Origin of the sequence: Clostridium cavendishii DSM 21758, from assembly GCF_900141845.1 — a bacterium.
Taxonomy (GTDB): Bacteria; Bacillota; Clostridia; order Clostridiales; family Clostridiaceae; genus Clostridium_AG; species Clostridium_AG cavendishii.
In genome coordinates this window covers 217,477-240,378 of record NZ_FQZB01000012.1, presented here as the reverse complement: position 1 = coordinate 240,378, position 22,902 = coordinate 217,477, and the positions used below count along the sequence as shown (strand labels likewise).

General features: G+C 28.1%; 11 protein-coding genes. All 11 read left to right on the top strand.

Features of this window, described 5'->3' with window-relative positions; translation table 11 throughout:
- Positions 1 to 128 precede the first annotated feature (128 nt).
- Positions 129 to 3,872 carry a phosphoribosylformylglycinamidine synthase gene (locus BUB01_RS14845; RefSeq protein ID WP_072989525.1) on the top strand — a complete coding sequence of 1,248 codons (3,744 nt, stop codon included), beginning with the start codon at positions 129 to 131 and terminating at the stop codon, positions 3,870 to 3,872.
- A 151-nt stretch (positions 3,873 to 4,023) separates the two neighbouring features.
- Positions 4,024 to 4,503, top strand: a complete 480-nt coding sequence (purE, locus tag BUB01_RS14840) for a 5-(carboxyamino)imidazole ribonucleotide mutase (RefSeq protein WP_072989520.1) — start codon at positions 4,024 to 4,026, stop codon at positions 4,501 to 4,503.
- 1 nt (position 4,504) lies between these two features.
- Entirely contained in the window at positions 4,505 to 5,215 is a 711-nt protein-coding gene (gene purC / locus BUB01_RS14835) for a phosphoribosylaminoimidazolesuccinocarboxamide synthase (protein WP_072989516.1), read from the top strand.
- A gap of 23 nt (positions 5,216 to 5,238) precedes the next feature.
- Entirely contained in the window at positions 5,239 to 6,645 is a 1,407-nt protein-coding gene (gene purF, locus BUB01_RS14830) for an amidophosphoribosyltransferase (protein WP_072989514.1), read from the top strand.
- Between the two features lie 9 nt (positions 6,646 to 6,654).
- Positions 6,655 to 7,656, top strand: a complete 1,002-nt coding sequence (purM, locus tag BUB01_RS14825; RefSeq protein ID WP_072989511.1) for a phosphoribosylformylglycinamidine cyclo-ligase — start codon at positions 6,655 to 6,657, stop codon at positions 7,654 to 7,656.
- Positions 7,644 to 8,255 (top strand): phosphoribosylglycinamide formyltransferase, encoded by a 612-nt coding sequence (gene purN / locus BUB01_RS14820; protein WP_072989507.1) that lies wholly within the window; start codon positions 7,644 to 7,646, stop codon positions 8,253 to 8,255. The genes purM and purN overlap by 13 nt, the downstream gene beginning before the upstream one ends.
- A 12-nt stretch (positions 8,256 to 8,267) precedes the next feature.
- Positions 8,268 to 9,773, top strand: coding sequence for a bifunctional phosphoribosylaminoimidazolecarboxamide formyltransferase/IMP cyclohydrolase (gene purH, locus BUB01_RS14815; RefSeq protein ID WP_072989504.1), 1,506 nt, complete (start codon positions 8,268 to 8,270; stop codon positions 9,771 to 9,773).
- A 129-nt stretch (positions 9,774 to 9,902) separates the two neighbouring features.
- Positions 9,903 to 11,153 (top strand): phosphoribosylamine--glycine ligase, encoded by a 1,251-nt coding sequence (purD, locus tag BUB01_RS14810; protein ID WP_072989501.1) that lies wholly within the window; start codon positions 9,903 to 9,905, stop codon positions 11,151 to 11,153.
- A 723-nt stretch (positions 11,154 to 11,876) separates the two neighbouring features.
- Complete coding sequence (locus BUB01_RS14805; RefSeq protein ID WP_072989498.1) at positions 11,877 to 13,406, top strand: serine hydrolase domain-containing protein; 1,530 nt, start codon at positions 11,877 to 11,879, stop codon at positions 13,404 to 13,406.
- An 87-nt stretch (positions 13,407 to 13,493) separates the two neighbouring features.
- Positions 13,494 to 21,182, top strand: coding sequence for a non-ribosomal peptide synthetase (locus BUB01_RS14800; RefSeq protein WP_072989495.1), 7,689 nt, complete (start codon positions 13,494 to 13,496; stop codon positions 21,180 to 21,182).
- Positions 21,183 to 21,235: 53 nt separating this feature from the next.
- On the top strand, positions 21,236 to 22,902 hold a 1,667-nt coding region (locus BUB01_RS14795; RefSeq protein ID WP_159433262.1), incomplete at its 3' end, for a condensation domain-containing protein.

Below are 22,902 nucleotides of genomic sequence, written 5' to 3'. Positions count from 1 at the left end.
TTTATTTTTATTGTTGACAGGAAAATATTGCAATGGTAACATTAAAACATAGACACGAATTATTTTGTTTAAGTTAGTAATATTATTCGCTTTAGATTGTGAAAATAAAAAATAGCTGGAGGGATATTATGATTAGAACGCTTTATGTTGAAAAAAAGCAAGGTTTTAATGTAGAAGGAAATAGCTTGTTAAAGGATTTTAAAAGTAATTTGGGTGTTACGGCTTTAGAAGGAGTTAGGTTAATAAATAAATATTTAACTTGCAACATTTCTGATGAAGATTTTGAAAAAGCAGTAAACTCTGTATTTTCAGAGGCTCCTGTGGACTATGTTTATTATGATGAATTTCCTATTAGTAAAGAAGAGATAGCTTTTGCTGTAGAATATCTTCCAGGTCAATATGATATGAGAGCTGATTCAGCAGTTGAGTGTATAAAGCTTTTAACTAAGGCGCAAGACATAGTTGTTAAAACTGCAAAGATAATAGTATTAAAAGGTGACATTTCAAAAGAAGAATTATTAAAGATTAAAAAATATTATATAAACCCTGTAGATTCAAGAGAAGTAGATCCTTTAAGTAAGGAACTATACACATCTTTAAATATACCAACTCAAGTTGAAACTTTAAATGGCTTTATATCAAAAACAGATTCAGAAATAATCAAGCTACATAAGGATTTAGGTCTTGCTATGAGTTTTGAAGATTTAATAATGGTTAGAGATTATTTTTTAGAGGAAAAAAGAAATCCTACTATTACAGAAATTAAAGTTATAGATACTTACTGGTCGGATCATTGTAGACATACAACTTTTTCAACTAATCTTTCCAATATAGAAATAGAAGCTGGAATATATTCAAAACCAATAGAAAGAAGTTATGAGAATTATAAGGAGTCTAGAAGTTTTGTATATGCTGAAAAGGAAAAGCCTATGACTTTCATGGACATTGCAGTTATATCTATGAAGGAAATGCGAAAAAGAGGGATTTTAGAAGATTTAGATATTTCAGAAGAAATAAATGCCTGTTCAATAAATGTTAAGGTTGAGACAGACAAAGGTTATGAAGATTATTTAGTTATGTTTAAAAATGAAACACATAATCATCCAACAGAAATAGAACCTTTTGGAGGTGCAGCTACTTGTTTGGGTGGAGCAATAAGAGATCCGCTATCAGGAAGAACCTATGTTTATCAGGCTATGAGAGTTACAGGAAGTGGAGATATAACCAAGCCAATTTCTGAAACTCTTAATGGTAAATTACCACAAAGGAAGATAACTTTGGGAGCTGCTCATGGTTATAGTTCATATGGAAATCAAATAGGTCTTGCAACTGGACAAGTAAGTGAAATATATCATGAAGGATATGTTGCTAAAAGAATGGAAATAGGAGCTGTTATTGCAGCAGCACCTAAGAAGAATGTAGTTAGGGAAACTCCTAAATTTGGAGATAAGATAATCTTACTTGGAGGAAGAACTGGTAGAGATGGCTGTGGTGGAGCAACAGGTTCATCAAAAGAACATACAGAAGATTCTATTCTTGAATGTGGTGCAGAAGTACAAAAGGGTAATGCTCCAACAGAAAGAAAATTACAAAGATTATTTAGAAATAATAAAGTTTCAACAATGATAAAAAGATGTAATGATTTTGGTGCTGGCGGTGTTTCGGTTGCTATAGGGGAGCTTTGCAGATCATTAGACATAAATCTCGATTTAGTTTCTAAAAAATATGAAGGTTTAGATGGAACGGAGCTTGCTATTTCAGAATCTCAAGAGAGAATGGCAGTTGTAGTATCTAAAGAAAATGCAAAAAAGTTTATAGAATTAGCTAAGGAAGAAAATTTAGAGGCAATAGTAGTTGCAGAAGTTACTGATACAGATAGAATGAGAATGTTTTGGAGAGGTAACGTCATTGTAGATTTAAAGAGAGATTTTTTAGATACCAATGGAGCAACTCAATATACAGAAGCATTTGTTAAAGCACCTTCTACAGAAGATACCTTCTTTAATAAAAAAGTAAATGAAGAACTTAAAAAAGCTTGGTTTGCAACTTTAAAAGATTTAAATGTTGCTTCTCAAAAGGGGCTTGTAGAAAGATTTGATTCTACTATAGGTGCAGGAACGGTTCTTATGCCATTTGGTGGCAAGTATAATTTGACACCAGCAGAAGCAATGGCAGCTAAAATTCCAGTTTTAAATGGAGAAAGTAAAACATGTACACTTATGAGTTATGGATTTAATCCTAATTTGGCAATTTGGAGCCCTTATCATGGAGCATATTATAGCATAATTGAATCTGTTACAAAAATAATAGCATCAGGTGGTAAACTTCGAGGTATAAGACTTACACTTCAGGAGTATTTTGAAAAATTATATAAAGAAGGAACAAGATGGGGCAAACCCCTAGCAGCATTACTTGGAGCTTACGAAGCACAAAGAGTATTAGAGATACCTGCAATTGGTGGCAAAGACTCTATGTCAGGAAGCTTTGGAAATTTAGATGTTCCACCTACTTTGGTAGCTTTTGCAGTAGAAGCTGCACATGTAAATAATGTTATATCACCTGAATTTAAGTCAATTGGTTCAAAGCTTGTACATGTGAAGGCTTTAAGACATGAGGATGAAACGTTAGATATTGAAATGTTTAAGAATAATCTTAATATAGTTTCAAAGCTTATAGAAGAAAAAAAGATAATATCAGCTTTTTCAATTAAATTTGGAGGCTTATGTGAAGCAATATCTAAAATGAGCTTTGGTAATAAAATAGGTGCAAAAATAGATAATTTAAGCAAGGATGAGATTTTTGAAGTGAATTATGGTTCTTTATTAGTTGAAGTTAAGGCAGGAATCAATATAGAACAGGAATTTGCAGGGGCAAATATAAAGATTATTGGAGAAACAATAGAAGAGAAAGAAATAGAAGTATTAGGTGAAATTTTAGCAATTGATGATTTGATAAATATTTGGGAAAGTAAATTAGATAGTGTATTTACTATAAAGACTGATGATGTAAAAGAAAAGGTTAGACTAATTTGCTCTAATATAGATAAAAAGGTTTCGCCAATGATTAAATTAGCTAAACCTAGAGTTATTATTCCGGTATTTTCAGGAACAAACTGTGAATATGACATAGAAAGGGCATTTAGAAAAGCTGGTGGAGAAACTAAACAATTTGTATTTAAGAATATAACAAAAGAAGCTTTAGAAGGATCAATAATAGAACTAGAAAAAGATATAAGAACCTCTCAAATAATAATGTTACCGGGTGGATTTTCAGCTGGAGATGAACCAGATGGATCTGGAAAATTTATAGCTACTGTATTTAGAAATGAAAGAATTAAAGATGCAGTTATGGATTTATTAAAAAATAGAGATGGACTTATGCTAGGAATTTGTAATGGCTTTCAAGCACTTGTAAAGCTTGGACTTGTAACATATGGGGAAATTGTTGATATTAACGAAAATATGCCTACTCTTACTTATAACAATATAGACAGACACATGAGTTCTATGGTTAAAACTAAAATAACTTCAAAGTTATCACCTTGGTTCAATGGAGTAGAGCTTGGAGATATTCACACTGTGCCAATTTCACATGGTGAAGGAAGATTTGTAGCTACAGAAGAGGTGCTTAAACAGTTAGAAATTAGTGGTCAAATAGCAACTCAATATGTAAATGAAGAAGGAGTACCTACTTTAAATATGCCATTTAATCCAAATGGTTCAATGCTTGCAATAGAAGGAATAACAAGTCCAGATGGAAGAGTTTTAGGTAAAATGGCTCATTCTGAAAGAATAGGTTATGGACTTTATAAAAATATAGAAGGAAATTTTGATCAAAAAATATTTGAATCAGGAGTTAAATACTATAAATAGAGTTATGAGTTTTAAACTTTAAATTAGCTCTTTATAAATATTAACATAGATAACTAGACAACTATATTAATATTTATTTACTAAAATTCACTTGAAATAATTTTTAAGTTAGATAAACATAAAAATCAATTAAAAACAAGGAGGATACAAAATGAAGGTTGCCATTTTTTTTGGTAGTAAGTCAGATACTGATGTTATGAAAGGAGCAGCAAAAGCTTTAAAAGAATTTGGTGTTGATTATAAAGCTTTTGTACTTTCAGCTCATAGAGTGCCTGAAAAACTTGAAGAAACTTTAAAGACTATTGAAAATGAAAATTATGAAGTAATAATAGCAGGGGCAGGACTTGCAGCACATTTACCAGGAGTTATAGCATCTCAAACGATTATACCTGTTATAGGAGTTCCAGTAAATGCAGCGCTTAATGGTTTAGATGCATTATATTCAATAGTTCAAATGCCAAAATCAATTCCAGTTGCTACAGTAGGAATAAATAATAGCTATAATGCTGGAATGCTTGCAGTAGAAATGCTTTCAATTAAATATCCTGAGCTTAAAGAAAAGCTTGTTAATTTTAGGATAGAGATGAAACAAAAATTCATACAAGAAAACGGAGAAGGAGTGGAATTATAAAATGGAAAAAAGAGAAATGTTATATGAAGGAAAAGCGAAGAAGATTTATGCTACAGATAAAAGTGATGAGGTAATAGTTTATTATAAGGATGATGCTACAGCTTTCAATGGAGAAAAGAAGGGACAAATAGAGGATAAGGGTGTTTTAAATAATTCTATTACAACTGCTTTATTTACATTATTAAAACAAAATGGTGTTGAATCACACTTTATAGAAAAGTTAAATGATAGAGAACAACTTTGTAAGAAAGTTGAAATAGTACCACTTGAAGTTATAGTTAGAAATGTAGCAGCAGGTAGTATGGCCAAGAGATTGGGACTTGAAGAAGGTTTTGAGCTTAAGACTACAGTTATGGAAATTTGTTATAAGGATGATTCACTAGGAGATCCATTAATAAATGATTATCATGCAGTAGGTATAGGTGCTACAACTTTTGAAGAATTAGAGAAAATATATGCTATAACTAGAAAAGTTAATGAAGTTTTGAAGGAATTTTTCTTAAAACAAAATATAAAACTTATAGATTTTAAGTTGGAGTTTGGAAGATATAATGGAGAAATACTTTTAGCTGATGAAATATCACCAGATACTTGTAGATTCTGGGATGCAACTACAAATGAGAAACTTGATAAAGATAGATTTAGAAGAAATTTAGGAAATGTTAAGGATGCTTATGTTGAAATATTAAACAGAATTAATCACGAAAATTAATATAAGGCAAGGGGTTTAGAAATATGATAGATCTTATAGATGACAAGTTCAAAGAAGAGTGTGGTGTGTTTGGAGTTTTTTCTAAAAATAATTTAGATGTAGCGAGATTAAGTTATTATGGACTTTATGCTTTGCAGCATAGAGGACAGGAAAGTGCAGGTATTGCAAGCTTTAATGGAGAAGAAATTAAACTTCATAAGAATTTAGGACTTGTTACTGAAGCCTTTAAAACTGAAGACTTAGAAAATTTAGATGGTCATATAGCTATAGGTCATGTAAGATATTCAACTTGTGGAGCAAACCTAGTTAGTAATTCTCAGCCTCTTGTAAGCTCCACTAAGTTTGGACAAATAGCTGCCGCGCATAATGGTACTTTAGTTAATGCAGATGTAATTAAAGATTTGTTAGAAGATGCAGGTCATGTTTTTCATACAACTATAGATTCGGAAGTTATTATAAGTTTAATAGCAAGAAATGCAAAAAAAGGTATAAAGAATGCTGTATTTAATGCAGTTCAAGCTATTAAGGGTTCATTTGCACTTGTAATACTTGCGGAGGGAAAGTTAATTGGCGTAAGAGATCCTTATGGAATAAGGCCACTTTGTATAGGAAAGATAGATGACAGTTATATTTTATCTTCAGAAAGCTGTGCATTAGATACAATAGGAGCTGAATTTATTAGAGATGTAAGACCAGGTGAGATAGTTATAATTTCAGAAGATGGTTTAGAAAGTATTAATTATTCAGAAAAGACTAATTGTGAAACATGTGCTTTTGAATATATATATTTCGCAAGACCTGATAGTACCATAGATGGAATTAATGTGCATTTATCTAGGGTAAAAGCTGGGGAAATGTTAGCTAAGCAAAGTCCTGTAGAAGCAGATTTAGTAATTGGAGTACCGGATTCTGGGCTTGCATCTGCAATTGGGTATTCAAAAGCTTCAGGAATACCTTTTGATACAGGGTTTGTTAAAAATAGGTATGTTGGTAGAACTTTTATAACACCAGACCAAAAAATGAGAGAAAGAGCTGTTTCGGTAAAGTTAAATCCTTTAAAAGAGATAGTTGAAGGAAAGAGAGTCGTACTTATAGATGATTCTATAGTAAGAGGAACTACATCGAGACATCTAGTAGAATCTTTAAGAAAAGCTGGTGCTATTGAAGTGCATTTTAAAGTAGCTTCACCTATGGTTAAGTATCCATGTTATTTTGGAATAGATACACCTTATAGAAGTGAGCTTATAGGTTCTAATAATTCTTTGGAAGAAATAAGAGAAATGATAGGTGCAGATTCTTTAGATTATTTAACAATAAATAATCTTTTAAAAACATTTGGTGAAGGTAAGGGGTTTTGTTTAGGGTGTTTTAATGGTGTGTATCCTGTAGCAACACCAATTGAGACATCAAAAGATCATCTTGAAAGGTAGGAGTAATAAATGATAACTTATAAAGATGCTGGAGTAAATATTGAAGAAGGTTACAAATCAGTTAAGCTTATAAAAGAATATGCTGCAAAAACTATGAGTAAATATGTTTTAAATGGGTTAGGCAGTTTTGCAGGTATGGTTGAGCTTCCAGAAGGCTATAAAAAACCAATACTTGTATCAGGCACAGATGGTGTTGGAACTAAGCTTGAAATAGCGTTTAAAACTAAAAAATATGATACTGTTGGAATAGATTGTGTTGCAATGTGTGTAAATGATATTTTATGTCATGGAGCCAAACCATTATTTTTCTTAGATTATATAGCTTGCGGAAAGCTTGAAGCAGAAGTTGCAGCAGACTTAGTAAAAGGAGTTTCTGATGGATGCATATTAGGAGATTGTGCACTTATAGGGGGAGAAACTGCTGAAATGCCAGGGTTTTATAAACAAGGGGAATATGATATAGCAGGGTTTGCTGTTGGAATAGTAGATAAGGATGAAATTATTAACGGCAAAGACATAGGGGAGGGAGATGCTCTAATTGGAATAGCCTCTTCAGGAATTCATTCAAATGGTTATTCATTAGTTAGAAAGCTTTTTTCTGATTTAAATGAAGAGTTTGATGGTAAGCCAGTATCAGATGCTTTGCTTACGCCAACTAAAATTTATGTGAAACCTGTACATGAAGTATTGAAGAAATTCAAAGTTAAGGGAATGTCACATATTACTGGAGGCGGGTTTATTGAAAATGTACCAAGAATGTTTAATGGCAGACCATTAACTGCAGTAATTGATACAAATAGTTATGAGATTCCAAAGATTTTTAGAGCTATTATAAAAAAAGGTGTAGACAGAAACCATATGTATAATACTTTTAATATGGGAATAGGCTTTGTACTTTGTGTAAATAAAGAAGATAGTAAAAAGATTATAGAACTTTTAAATAATTTAGGAGAAACTGCATATGAAATAGGTCACGTAGCTCTTGGAGGTGACGGTATTTGTTTAAAATAGCAGTTTTAGTATCAGGTGGTGGAAGTAATCTACAAGCAATTATAGATGCAATAGAGTTTGAGCAATTAAATGCATCTATAGAGTTTGTTATAAGTGATAAAAAGGATGCTTATGCACTTAAAAGAGCAGAAGAAAAAAATATAACTACTTTGGTATTTGATAGAAAAGAATATGGTAGAAATTCTTCAGATAAGATTTTAGAAGTCTTAAAGGGAAAGGTTGATTTAATAGTATTGGCTGGATATTTATCCATATTAGATGGGGATATTTTAAAAGAATTTAATAATAAAATAATAAATATTCATCCTTCACTTATTCCATCTTTTTGTGGACCCAAAATGTATGGTATAAAGGTACATGAAGCAGCTATTAATATGGGAGTGCGTTATTCAGGCTGTACTGTTCATTATGTAAATGAGCTTGTAGATGGAGGAGCTATAATACTTCAACAAGTAGTTAATGTTTATTTTGAAGATGATGCTAAAACACTTCAAAAAAGAGTACTTGAAGAAGAACACAAATTACTTAAAAAGGCTATCAAACTTATTATAGAAGACAAGATTTTAATAGATAATGGTAGAGTTAAAATAAAATCTTAAGGGGGAAAAATTATGTTAAAAAGAGCATTAATAAGCGTTTATGATAAAACAGGAATTTTAGAACTAGCAAATTTTTTAATAAGTAAGAATGTAGAAATAATTTCTACTGGAGGAAGCTTTAAGTATTTAAAAGAGAATGGCATAAATGTTACTGAAATAAGTGAAATTACAAATTCACCTGAAATGTTAGATGGTAGAGTTAAAACATTACATCCTATAATTCATGGGGGAATTTTAGCAATACGAGATAATGAAGAACATATGGAAACTTTAAGAGAAAGAAATATAGGAACTATAGATATGGTAGTTGTAAATCTATATCCTTTCTTTGAAAAAGTAAAGGAAGATTTAAGATTTGAAGAAAAGGTTGAATTTATAGATATAGGTGGCCCTACAATGCTTAGAGCTGCAGCTAAAAACTTTAAAGATGTAGTTGTCTTAAGTGACATTAATGATTATAAGGTTGTAATAGATGAGTTTAATGAAAAAGGTGAATTAGAATTTAAAACTAGAAGAAAGCTTGCTGGTAAAGTATTTAATCTTATGAGTGCATATGATGGTGCAATCTCTAACTTCTTATTAGGAGATGAAGATTACCCAGAATATTTATCAATATCTTATAAAAAGCTACAAAGCTTAAGATATGGTGAAAATCCACATCAAAGTGCTGCTTATTATGGAGCTACTGAGTTTAGTGGAGCTATGAATAGTTTTGAAGTATTAAATGGAAAAGAACTTTCTTATAACAATATAAAGGATTTAGATATTGCTTGGAAAGTAGCTTGTGAATTTGATGAAGAAATAGCTTGTTGTGCATTAAAGCATAATACACCTTGTGGAGTAGCTATTGGAGAAGATGTTTTTGATGCTTATTATAAAGCTTATGAATGTGATACTACATCAATTTATGGTGGCATAGTTGCTGTTAATAGAAAGATAGATAAGAAAACAGCAGAAGAAATGAGCAAAATTTTCTTAGAAATTGTAGCTGCACCAGATTTTGATGAAGATGCTTTAGAAGTATTCAGACGTAAGAAAAATTTAAGAGTAATTAAATGTCATGAAAAACCAACTGGCAAAAAGTATATAGTCTCAGTAGATGGTGGTATGTTAGTGCAGGATGAAGATAAGGTTCTTTTAGATGAAATAAAATTAGTTACTGAAAAAGCACCTACAAAAGAGGAAATGAAAGACTTAATCTTTGCTATGAAGGTTTGTAAATATGTAAAATCAAATGCTATAGTAGTAGCTAAGGATTCTAAGGCTATTGGAATAGGTGGGGGCCAAGTAAATAGAATTTGGGCTGCTTGTGAGGCGCTAGAAAGAGCTAAAGATGGTGTGGTTTTAGCATCAGATGCTTACTTCCCATTTAATGATGTTGTAGCTGAAGCTAGTAAATATGGAATAAAGGCTATAATTCAACCAGGTGGCTCTATAAGGGATAAAGAATCAATAGATGAGTGTAATAATAAAGAAATAAGCATGGTATTTACAGGAATGAGACACTTTAAACATTAATTTGTTGTAAATATATAATTATTTTTAAGTAATATTTATTAAATAATTTGTAGATATATAAGGATTTGCTTTAAGGGACTATGAAGCCTCATATCATAGCCCCTTAAGTTATAAAGGGAGGAACTCAAAATGAAAATTCTATTAATTGGTTCGGGTGGAAGAGAACATGCAATAGCTAGAAAAATAGCAGAAAGTCCTAAGTGTGAAACTATTTATTGTGTTCCTGGTAATGGAGGTACAGCTTTTGAACCTAAGTGTAAAAATATAGATATAAAAATAAATGAAAGCTCTAAGATAGTTGATTTTTGCAAACAGAATTTAGTGGACTTAGTAGTTGTAGGACCAGAAGAGCCTTTAATAAATGGAATAGTTGATATTTGTAATGCTAAAGGAATAAAAGCATTTGGTCCTTCCAAAAATGCTGCAATGCTTGAAGGTAGTAAAACTTTTTCTAAAGAATTTATGAAGAAATATGGTGTAAAAACAGCTAAGTATGAAAGCTTTACTGATTATTCGGATGCTTTAAGTTATTTAGAAAAAAGTGAATTTCCTATAGTTATAAAGGCAGATGGATTAGCAGCTGGCAAAGGGGTTTATATTTGTGAAGATTTTAATTCTGCTAAAATAGCATTAGAAGAATGTATGGTAAATGATGTATTTAAGGGTGCAGGCAAAAAGGTTGTTATAGAAGAATTTCTTCAAGGTGTTGAAGCATCTATTCTTTCAATAACAGATGGAAAAACAATAATACCTTTTGTATCTGCAAAAGATCATAAGCAAATATTTGATGGAGGCAAAGGCCCTAATACTGGTGGAATGGGCGTTGTATCACCTAATCCTTATGTTACGCAAGAAGTTTTTAATGACTTCTGTAAAAATATAATGGGTAAAACATTAGAAGGTATTAAAGAAGAAAACTTTGAGTATAAGGGAATAATATTCTTTGGAGTTATGATAACTGCAAAAGGTTGTTATCTTCTAGAGTATAATGTAAGAATGGGTGATCCAGAAACTCAATCAGTTTTAAGTCTTATGGAAAGTGATTTTCTGGAGTTAATAGAAGCTTCTCTTGATGAAAAACTTAATAAAACAGAAGTTAAATGGAGAAATATGTATAGTTGTAATGTAGTTTTAGCATCAAGTGGATATCCAGGTAGCTTTAAGAAGGGCTTAGAGATTGATATTAAAGAAGAGGCTAAGTCTAATGTTTTAATAGCTGGAGGAGTATTAGAGAATGGTATCTTAGTAACATCGGGAGGAAGAGTTTTATCTGTAATAGGGTTAGGAAAAACGTTGGAAGAAGCAAGAAGAGTTGCCTACAACAATATTTCTAATGTGAACTTTGAAGGAAAATATTTTAGAAATGATATAGGGCTTTAGGATAATAATAATTTAGTTTTAAAATTTATTTTAAAAGAGAGAATATAAATTTTTGTTTATTGAAGAATATAAAATTTATATTCTTTTTATTTTTCTTTATATATAAATCGAAACAAAATAAAATTAATGAAAATAATTGAAAAATATTTTGGTTATTTTATTAGGATCTTTGACTTTGCTTTTAATAGATGACTAAATAAGTTTTACTAAGGGCGATTTTTGATATTATTTAATATTTGACATAAAATACCTCTTGGAATAAAATATAATAAAATACATTTATATTTAAAAAATACATAATGTTACAATAAAGACTTTTTTACAACTATATTATTTAAATTTATATAATTTAAAATTTTTCTAAGTGTAAGAAACATTTTAAAAAAGGAGGTGTATTTATAACATCGTACGGATAGTAATAAATATATAAAGGATTAATTTTTTAAAGTATAATATTATTAATTATTCAGAAAACAATATAAATTTAAATAATAATTTGTAATTTTAAATATTTTAAATGGGAAACATATAAAATTATTTCAGTAAATTAGAAAGAATATAAACTATCCAAATAAAAAATACAGAGTTTAATCATAAAATTTTAATAAGCTTTGTATTAATCTTGAGATTATTAAACAGTTTATTTAATATAAATAATAGATTTTGAAACATACAAATAGTTCTATGTTATGATATTAAATTCAAAGGATAGAGGTAGTTTTTATGAATAAGTTTAAAAAAATATTTAGTATAATGTGTATTATTTTTTTTATAACTATAATTCCTATTAGAGCTGTAGCTATTACAGATAATAGAGAAATAAGTGAAAATCAATCAGAAAAAATAGAAAAATTTATTAAAGAAAAAATGGAAAAAGGTAATATTCCAGGAATAGCTGTAGCTGTTGTAAAAGATGAAAAAATTATTTATCAAAAAGGTTTTGGTTTTAAGGATATAGAAAAGAAAGAAGAAATAGATGAAAAAACATTTTTTGAAATAGGATCTAATAGTAAAGCTTTTACTGCACTAGCAATATTAAAACTTAAGGAAGAAGGAGTAATTGATGTTAATGAATCAGTAAATAAATATATTCCATGGTTGAATTTTAATTATAACGGAAAACAGGTTCAGGTTACCATACAGCAATTATTAAATCATACAACAGGGATTCCATTTAAAAGTATAAGTGATATTCCAATTTCTAATGATGAAAATTCTTTAGAGCAAACAATAAAAATATTAAATAAAAATTTAGTGACTAAACCTGGGGAGAGATTTGAATATGCAACAATAAATTATGATATTTTAGGATTGATTATAGAGAAAACAACAGGAGAACCATATGAAAGGTATATTAGTAAAAATATACTACAACCATTAGGTTTAAAAAATACTTTTTTATTTAAAGAAGATCTTGAAGAATCTAAAATAGCTAAAGGATATAAATTAAATTATTTAAAACAAAAAATATACGATGCACCAATGTATAGAGGAAATAAACCAGCAGGTTATTTTATAATGAATATAGAAGATATGGCAACTTGGGCTAAAATTAATTTAGGTACACAAAAAGAAGTTGATTTTAATAAAAATATTATAGAAAATCAACATAAGATAAATAATAAAATGGCTTTTGTGAACAATTATATAGGTTATGCAAATGGATGGTTTTTATCAACAGGAGAAGAAGGAAGATTTTTTCATGGAGGGAATAATCCTAATTATTCTTCATTTATAATTTTAGAACCAAAAGAAAAACTAGGTGTAGTAGCTTTAAGCAATACAAATACAGCTTATACTGAAAATATTGCTATAGGGGTTAAAGATATACTACTTGGAAATCAATTTATAGAGGAAAAATCTGATTTGAATATAACTATAGGAAATGTTTGTTTTATTATAACATTTATCTTTATTATAATAATGATACTAATTCCAATTTTAGTAATAAGAGTAATCAAAAGGATAAAAATAGGTGCAAGAAAAAAGAGAAAATTAAATAAGAAATCGTTGTTAATTTTAGCAATATCATTAATTTTAACAGGAATAATAAGTTATTGTATATATAAATTACCTCAATATATATGGAATGGGGTATCATGGAGTTGCATGTATATATGGTTGCCAAGTGGTTTTGAAATTTCAGTATATTTAGTTGGTATAGATATATGTATAATATATATTTATTTTATTATTTCTTATATATTCAGGCCCCAAATAGAAGTTAAAGTTAATTCAGATTTAAGGAAATGAAAGAATAATATTATTATTTTTTAATAATAGGTAAAATTATAAAAATGTAAATGAGTAAAGAAATTTTGTTAGCTGATGAGGTGAATTATGAAAAAAGAAGATATTGAAGATATATTAGAATTAACAGGTACACAAGAAGGAATATTATATCATTATATTATGGATAAAGATAGTTTGTTATATCAGGAACAATTAAGTATAGAAATATCAGGAGTAATAGACACAGAATTAATGAAAAATGCATGGGAGCAAGTTGTAAAATATAATGAAGCACTCAGAACTATTGTAAAATGGAAAAAGATAAAAAAACCTGTTCAAATAGTATTAAAGACGTATAGTACACCAGTTGAAATTATAGATTTATCAAATATCATTGAAGATAAAAAGGAAGAAACATTTAGTGAAATTTATGAAAAGAAAAGAAAAGAATTAATAGATATTGAAAATGAAACTGTGAAGTTTTATATATGTAAATTTGATGATAATTTAGCAAAAATAATAATTAAAAATCATCACATAACATATGATGGATGGAGTAATGGTATTATTTTAAAAGAGTTTATAAAAATGTATAATGCTATTTTAAAAGGTGAGAAAATAGAAGAACAAAATAAAAATAAATTTAAGAATTATATTAAATGGTTAAAAGATAAAAATAAAGAGAAAGATGAGCTTTATTGGAAAAGATATTTAGAGAAAATAGAATATATAAAAAAAGTTGATTTTGAAAAAGATTCAAAATCAATCTCTAATTTCGATTGTAAGATATCGGAGGAAATGGAAAATAATATACGTTCATACGCTAAAAATAAAAAAGTATCACAAGCAAGTATTTTTTATTGTGCTTGGATAATATTACAAAGTAAATATAAAAACACTAATGATATAGTTTTTGGAACTCCAGTATCTGGAAGAGATTGTGGAGTTATAGGAATAAATGACATGGTTGGGTTATTTATTAATACTATACCTTTTAGGATTAAAATCCATAATAATAATAGTATATTTTATTTGATACAACAAATTAATGAGAACTTAAATGAACGTAGAATGTATGAAACCACCTCTTTAAAGAATATAAAGGAATACAGTGAGGTTAATGGTAATTACAATATATTTGAAGAGATTGTGGTAATTGAAAATTATCCGTTGGACAAGATATTGTATGATGATGATATAGCTCAAATAAAAGGATATAAAATATCAGAAAATTGCGAATTCAACTTAGTGATTGAGTTAAATACGTTTGATTGTTTTGAGATAAAGGTTGCATATAATGATAAGGTTTACCAAGAGTATTATATAAAAAACATGGTAAAAAGTTTAATTAGTATTTTAAATGAGATTATATGTAATGATAAAATAATTTTATCAGATTTAGAAATAATATCTAAAGAAGAAAAGGAAAAAATTTTATACGAATTTAATAACACAAGTACAGATTATCCTAGAAATAAAACAATACAACAGTTATTTGAGGAGCAAGTGAAAAAGATACCAAATAAATTGGCGGTAACATACGAAGATAAAAAAATAACGTACAGGGAATTAAATGAAAAAGCAAACAGTTTAGCAAAAGCTTTAATAGAAAAAGGTATAGAAGCAGACAATGTAGTAGGAATAATGTTAGAACGATCTATAGACAGCATAATAGGGATACTTGGAATACTAAAAGCTGGAGGAGCATATTTACCAATAGATATAGAGTATCCCAAATTAAAAATAAAGTATATGCTAGAGAATAGTAATATAAGATTATTAATAACAAATTATGAATTAATAGAGTTATTGGATTACAAGGGAGAAATAATAGATATTAATGATGAAAAAATATACAAAAATAAGTCTAATAATTTAGAAGAAACAAGTAATTCTCAAAATTTAGCATATGTAATATATACTTCAGGGACTACTGGAGACTCAAAAGGAGTTATGATAGAGCATAAAAGTGTTATTAATCTAGTATATGCATTGGATGAAATAATATATAAAAGATATCCTAAATATGTTAATGTTGCATTGTTAGCTCCATTTGTCTTTGATGCATCTGTGAAACAAATATTTGCATCATTACTATTGGGAAAGAATTTAGTTATAGTACCCAATTATATAAAAAGTGATGCTTATAAACTTAGAAAATATTATATTGATAAATCAATATATATTTCAGATGGAACACCAATTCATTTAAAAATGTTAAATGTGGTAGTTAATAAAGAAGAGAGTAATAATATTCCAGTTAAACACTTCATTATAGGGGGAGACTGTTTATCAAGTAGACTTGTAAAAGAGTTTTTTTATGCTAATGGAGAAAAATGTTTCATAACGAATGTGTATGGACCAACTGAGTGTTGTGTAGATACTACATCTTTACTTATTGAGGAATCTAAGGTTAAAGAGATTAATAATATTACAATAGGAAGGCCGATAAACAATAGTAAAGTATATATTTTGGATCAAACAATGAAATTATTGCCAATAGGTATAGTTGGAGAAATATTTATAAGTGGAGAAGGATTAGCAAGGGGATATTTAAATAATGGAAAATTAACCAAGGAAAAATTTTTAGAAAATCCATATGCACCTGGAGAAAAAATGTATAAAACAGGAGATTTAGCAAGATGGTTACCAGATGGGAATATAGAGTTTTTTGGAAGAATAGATCATCAAGTAAAGATACGTGGATTTAGAATAGAACTTGGAGAAATAGAGACTAGGTTATTAGAAGTAGAAGAAATAAAAGAGGTAGTAGTTGTAGATAAGGAAAAAAATGGTGATAAGTATATTTGTGCATATTATGTGGGAGATAAAAATTATACAGTAAGTGAACTAAGAACTATTTTAGGAAAAAGTCTTCCTGAATATATGATTCCTTCGTATTTTATGAAGTTAGAAAATATGCCTTTAAATATTAATGGAAAGCTAGATAGAAAATCATTGCCAACTCCAGAAGGAGATATTATAAAAGATTCAGTATATGAAGCACCGAGAAATGAAGTAGAGAAAGTTTTGGTAAAAATATGGGAAGAAGTATTAGGCGTAGATAATATAGGAATAAATGATAACTTCTTTGAACTTGGAGGACACTCATTAAAAGGAACCTTGTTAATGGGGAGAATTCATAAAGAACTTAATGTAGAAGTACCACTTAGAGAATTGTTGACATTAGGAACTGTAAAAGGAATAGGTGAGTATATTAAGTCAAAAGAAAGTAGGGTTTATGAACAAATAGAAAAGACAAAAGAAAAAGAATATTACGTAGCCTCTGCTGCACAAAAAAGAATATATATATTACAAGAATTTGATAAAGAAAGTACAGCATATAATATTTCAGGTGCTATAGAAATAGAAGGAAAGCTTAATACAGAGAAATTAACAAATACTTTCTTAAAATTAATAGAAAGACATGAATCTTTAAGAACTAAATTTGAAACAATCAATGGTATAATAATACAAAAAATAAAAAAAATAGAAGAAATTGATTTTAGAATAAAAGAAATAAAAGTGAAAGATAAAGCTGAGGTAAAAGAAAAAATAAGTAATTTTATAAAATGTTTCGATTTAAGTAGAGCGCCTTTATTAAGGGTAGGATTAATTGAGCTAGAAAAAGAAAGATATATACTGATGTTTGATATACATCATATAATTTCAGATGGAATTTCTATGGAAATATTAAAAAAAGAATTTGGAGAAATATATGGAGGAAAAGAATTAGAAAATTTAAAAATTCAGTATAAGGATTATAGTGAATGGCAAAGTAAGATGCGACAAAGAGAGATACTTAAAAAGCAAGAACATTATTGGCTAAGAGAATTTGATGGAGAGATACCAGTATTAAATATACCTACTGATTATAATAGACCACTAGTTCAAAGCTTTGTAGGGGATAGTATTAATTTTATTATAGGAAAAGAAGAAACCAAAAGATTAAGGGAAATAGCAAGAGAAACAGGAAGTACAATGTATATGGTTTTATTTTCTTTATTTAAGATACTTTTATCAAAATATAGCGGGCAGGAAGATATAATTGTAGGAACACCAATAGCAGGAAGACCACATGCAGACCTTGAAGGGATAATAGGTATGTTTGTAAATACCTTAGCAATAAGAAGTAATATTAATGTAGAGAATACTTATGAAGATTATTTAAGAAAATTAAGAGAGAAATTACTTAATGCGTATGAAAACCAGGATTATCAATTTGAAGATATTGTAGAAAAATTAAATGTGAAAAGAGATATAAGTAGAAATCCATTATTTGATATTATGTTCGCAATGCAAAATATGGAGAGTAGTTTTCTAGAAATAAAAGAATTAAAAGTTAAACCTTATACTCTTGAAAGCAACATATCCAAGTTCGATATGTCAATGACTGCAGTAGAAGATGAAGATGAGATATGTTTAATTTTAGAGTATTCAATAAAATTATACAAAAAAGAAACTATTGAAAGAATAAAGGAACACTTTTTAAATTTAGTAAAAACTATAACTATTAATAGTAATATAAAAGTTAAAGATATAGAGATAATTGATAATAAAGAAAAGACAAAATTATTGTTAGATTTTAATGATACTACAAGTGAATATCAAATTAATAGTACAATACAGCAGCTATTTGAAGAACAAGTAAAAAGGATACCAAATAATATAGCGGTAGTATATGAAGATGATGAAATAACTTATGAAGAATTAAATAAAAGAGCAAATAGTTTGGCAAGAACTTTAATAGAAAAAGGTGTGAAGGCGGATAGTATAGTAGGAATAATGTTAGACCGTTCTATAGAAATGATAATAGGGATAATGGGTATACTGAAAGCTGGAGGGGCCTATTTACCAATAGATATGAAGTATCCACAATCCAAAATAGATTATATCATAGATGATAGTAAGATAGAAGTGCTAATAACAAATGGTAAATTAATGAGTTTGGTAAATTATAACGGAGAATTAATAAATATTGATGATGAAGAGATATTTATTAATAACTCAAATAATTTAAGTGAGACAAGTAGACCTGAGAATTTAGCATATGTAATATATACATCAGGGACTACTGGGAATGCAAAAGGTGTTATGGTAGAGCATAAAAGTGTTGTTAATTTAGTATATTCATTAAATAAAATGGTATATAAGAGATATCCTAAATACATTAATGTAGCATTAGTAGCAGCATTTGTTTTTGATGCATCCGTACAACAGATATTTGCATCATTGTTGTTAGGAAAAAATTTAATTATAGTACCTGATGATTCAAAAAGGGATTTATATAAACTTAGAAAATATTACATTGATAAATCTATATATGTTTCAGATGGTACTCCTATTCATTTAGCAATGTTAAATGTTATGGTAAATGATGAAAAAATTAAGAATATTCCAGTTAAACATTTTATTATAGGAGGAGATCAACTAAAAAAGAAAACTGTAAAAGAATTCTTTAATGTTAATGGAGAAAAAAAGTGTATAACAAATGTATACGGCCCAACTGAGTGTTGTGTAGATACTACATCTTTATTAATTGAAGGAAGTAAGATTAATAAAATGGATGACATTACTATAGGATGTCCAATAACCAATAGTAAAGTATATATTTTGGATAAATCAATGAAGTTATTGCCAATAGGTATAGTTGGAGAAATATTCATAAGTGGAGAAGGATTAGCAAGAGGATATTTAAATAATGAAAAATTAACTAATGAAAAATTTTTAGAAAATCCATATGTACCTGGGGAAAGAATTTATAGGACTGGAGATGTAGGAAGATGGTTACCAGATGGAAATATAGAGTTTTTAGGAAGAATAGATAATCAAGTTAAGATACGAGGATTTAGAATAGAACTTGGGGAGATAGAAACTAGGTTATTAGAAATACAAGGAATAAAAGAAGTAATAGTATTGGATAAGGAAAAAGATGATAATAAATATCTTTGTGCATATTATGTGGGAGAAAAAAGATATACAGTGAATGAATTTAGAGATATTTTAGGAAAAAGGCTTCCTGATTATATGATTCCGTCATATTTTATTAAGTTAGAGAGTATGCCTTTAAATACAAATGGAAAGATAGCCAGAAAATTATTACCTAACACTGAAGAGAATATTATAATAGATTCAGTATATGAGGCACCATTAACTAAAGTAGAAAAAAAGTTGGTGGAAATATGGCAAGAAGTATTAGGTGTTAAAAACATAGGAATCAATGACAACTTTTTTTATTTGGGTGGCGATTCAATAAAAGCAATACAGACAATATCTAGAATAAAATCTGAAGGATATTCCTTTGAGGTAAAAGATTTATTTAGAAATCCTAATATAAAAGATTTGAGTAAATATGTAACAAAAGAAGCTACGAGTATTAATCAGGGATTTATAGAGGGAGAGGTTTTATTAACACCTATACAAAAACAATTTTTTGAAATGAATCTTAAGAATAGGAACCATTGGAATCAATCAGTAATGTTATATAGTAAACAGGGATTTGAAGAGGAGTTAATTAATAAAATCTTTGATAAAATAATTAGGCATCATGATTCTTTAAGAATGGTTTATAAAGAAAATTCAGGAAAAGTACATCAAATAAATAGAGGAATATATAGCGATGTAAACGATGTAAAAGTGTATGATTTTAGAGGAGACGAAATAGTTGATGAAAGTAAGATTACTAATTTGTGCAATAAGATTCAGGAGAGTATAGATTTAAATGATGGACCACTTGTAAAATTGGCATTAGTTAAAACTGATAGTGGAGATTATTTGCAAATAGTAATACATCATTTAGTTATAGATGGAGTATCATGGAGGATTATTTTTGAGGATTTTGAAAAAGGTTATGAAATGGCTAAGAGGGGTAAGAAAATAGTTTTACCAAGGAAAACAACATCATTTAAGGAATGGGCTGAAAAATTAAACCAATATAGAATCAATAATAAATTTAGAACTGAAATTAATTTCTGGAATACGTTGGAAGGTCAACAGATAAAGAAACTTCCAAAAGATAAAGAAGTGGAGGAAAGATATAGAAAAGATATAAAGACAATTACTGTGAGTTTAAGTGAAAATGATACGGAAACTTTGTTAAAAAAAGTTAATAGGGCTTATAATACAGAAATAAATGATATATTATTGACAGCATTAACATTAGCGATATACAGATGGACTGGAGAAAATAAAGTATTAATAAATTTAGAATCTCATGGTAGAGAGGATATAATTGATAAGGTAGATATATCAAGGACTATAGGTTGGTTTACTGCGCAATATCCAGTAATTCTTGAGGTAGATAAATATAATGAAATTTCTGTATCAATAAAAAATGTAAAGGAATGTCTAAGAAGGATACCTAATAAAGGAATAGGATACGGTATACTTAAATATTTATCATCAACTAAGCAGAACGAGAAAGTAGATTTTAAATTACAACCAGAAATATGTTTTAACTATTTAGGACAGTTTGATGAGGATATAAATTCAAGTTTTTTTGAACTTTCTGTTGTAGATAATGGAAATAATATTAGTTTGGAGAATATTAGTTTATATTCATTAGATATATTAGCTATTGTAATAAAGAAATCATTAAGAATATCAATATCATATAGCATTAAAGAGTATAACGAAGAAAAAATTAGGTCGTTGATAATGGGGTATAAAGATAATATTTTAAAGATTATTGAACACTGTAATAATGTAAAGAAAGATGAAGTTACAATATCAGATATTACAAGTGAGGATATTAGTAAAGATGAATTGGATGATTATATGAATAAATTAATGTTATGATTTCTGATAAAGACTTGCTAACTTTAAATTTGTAGATGGGATTAGGTGATTTTATGAGCAGTTTGCAAAAAATAAAGAAAATATATGCTTTAGCGCCGATGCAGGAAGGCATGCTATTTCACTCAATAGCAGATAAGGATTCTAAAGCATATCATGAAATTATTAGGTTTAATATAGAAGGGACATTAGATGTTTCAGCTTTAGAAAAAAGTTTTAATGAGTTAATAGAAAGATACGATATTTTAAGAACTATTTTTAGTTATGAAGATTTTAAAAAGGCAATGCAAGTTGTAATTAATAATAGGGAGACAACAATCGACTACATTGATATAAGTGGAAAAAATATAATAAATAAAGAGGAGTATATTGAAGAAGTTGTACAATGTGATAAGGCAAAAGGATTTAACATAACAAAAGATATATTAATAAGATTAGCAGTTATTAAATTAGAAGAAGCGAAATATACATTAATTTTGAGTAATCATCATATTATTCTAGACGGTTGGAGCTTAATTATTATATTAAAAGATTTATTTAAAATATATAATAGGATAGTATATGGAATTGATGATGATTTGGGTAAAGTAAATCAATATGATAATTATATTAATTGGATTAGTAAAAAAGATATAGATGAGTCTATAGGATATTGGGAAAATTATCTGAAAGGATATAATGGAAAATTGTTAATACCTTTTTCAAAGGAATTTAATAAGAAAAATATATATAAAGAAAAAGAAGTAAACTTAATAATTGATAGGGATAAAACTGAAAAAATAAAAAAAATAGCACAAAAGAATATGGTTACTGTAAATTCTGTAATGCAAAGTATATGGGCAATACAGTTAAAAAAATATAATAATGTTAATGATGTAGTGTTTGGATATGTTGTTTCAGGAAGAAATCCTGAAATAAAAGGAATAGAAAACATGGTAGGAATATTTATAAATACTATACCATTAAGAATAAAGATAAAAGAAAAAATGACATTCAAAGAAATATTAGATGAGATAAACACTAGATTTCTAGAAAGTTCAAAATATGATTATTATCCTTTATCAGCGGTACAAGCATTAAGTGAAGCTAAAAATAATTTGATTAATCATATAATGGTGTTTGAGAATTATCCTTTAGATAGTGAATTGATAGATGAAAATAACTTTAAGGTAACAAATATAAAATCATATGAACATACAAATTATGATTTTAATATTGTAATGTCAGAAAATGATGAGATTAATATAAGGTTTAATTTTAATGAAATTATATATGATGAAAAAGACATAAATACAGTAAGTGAACATTTAAATAATATAGTTAATCAAGTTGTTATGAATGAAAATATTTTAATAGATGATATAGAAATTATAGGACAAGAAGAAAAAGAGCTAATTCTAAATAAATTTAATGATACTACAATGAATTATCAAAGTAATAAAACTATTCAACAGCTATTTGAAAAGCAAGTAAAAAAGACACCTGATAATATAGCTATAGTATGTGGAGATAAAAAAGTAACTTATAGGGAGTTAAATGAAAGAGCTAATAGCATAGCAAGAACATTAAGGAAAAAGGGTGTCATACCAAATAGTATAGTAGCTATAATGTTAGAACGTTCAATAGATATGATGGTAGGTTTATTTGCAATATTAAAATCGGGAGCGGCATATTTACCAATAGATCCAAGTCATCCAGAAGATAGAATAAAATACATGATAGA

What these genes read in the sequence shown, in the direction of transcription:
- BUB01_RS14845 (WP_072989525.1), top strand. Translation starts at nt 129, where the DNA reads ATGATTAGAACGCTTTATGTTGAAAAAAAGCAAGGTTTTAATGTAGAA.
- purE (WP_072989520.1), top strand. Translation starts at nt 4,024, where the DNA reads ATGAAGGTTGCCATTTTTTTTGGTAGTAAGTCAGATACTGATGTTATG.
- purC (WP_072989516.1), top strand. Translation starts at nt 4,505, where the DNA reads ATGGAAAAAAGAGAAATGTTATATGAAGGAAAAGCGAAGAAGATTTAT.
- purF (WP_072989514.1), top strand. Translation starts at nt 5,239, where the DNA reads ATGATAGATCTTATAGATGACAAGTTCAAAGAAGAGTGTGGTGTGTTT.
- purM (WP_072989511.1), top strand. Translation starts at nt 6,655, where the DNA reads ATGATAACTTATAAAGATGCTGGAGTAAATATTGAAGAAGGTTACAAA.
- purH (WP_072989504.1), top strand. Translation starts at nt 8,268, where the DNA reads ATGTTAAAAAGAGCATTAATAAGCGTTTATGATAAAACAGGAATTTTA.
- purD (WP_072989501.1), top strand. Translation starts at nt 9,903, where the DNA reads ATGAAAATTCTATTAATTGGTTCGGGTGGAAGAGAACATGCAATAGCT.
- BUB01_RS14805 (WP_072989498.1), top strand. Translation starts at nt 11,877, where the DNA reads ATGAATAAGTTTAAAAAAATATTTAGTATAATGTGTATTATTTTTTTT.
- BUB01_RS14800 (WP_072989495.1), top strand. Translation starts at nt 13,494, where the DNA reads ATGAAAAAAGAAGATATTGAAGATATATTAGAATTAACAGGTACACAA.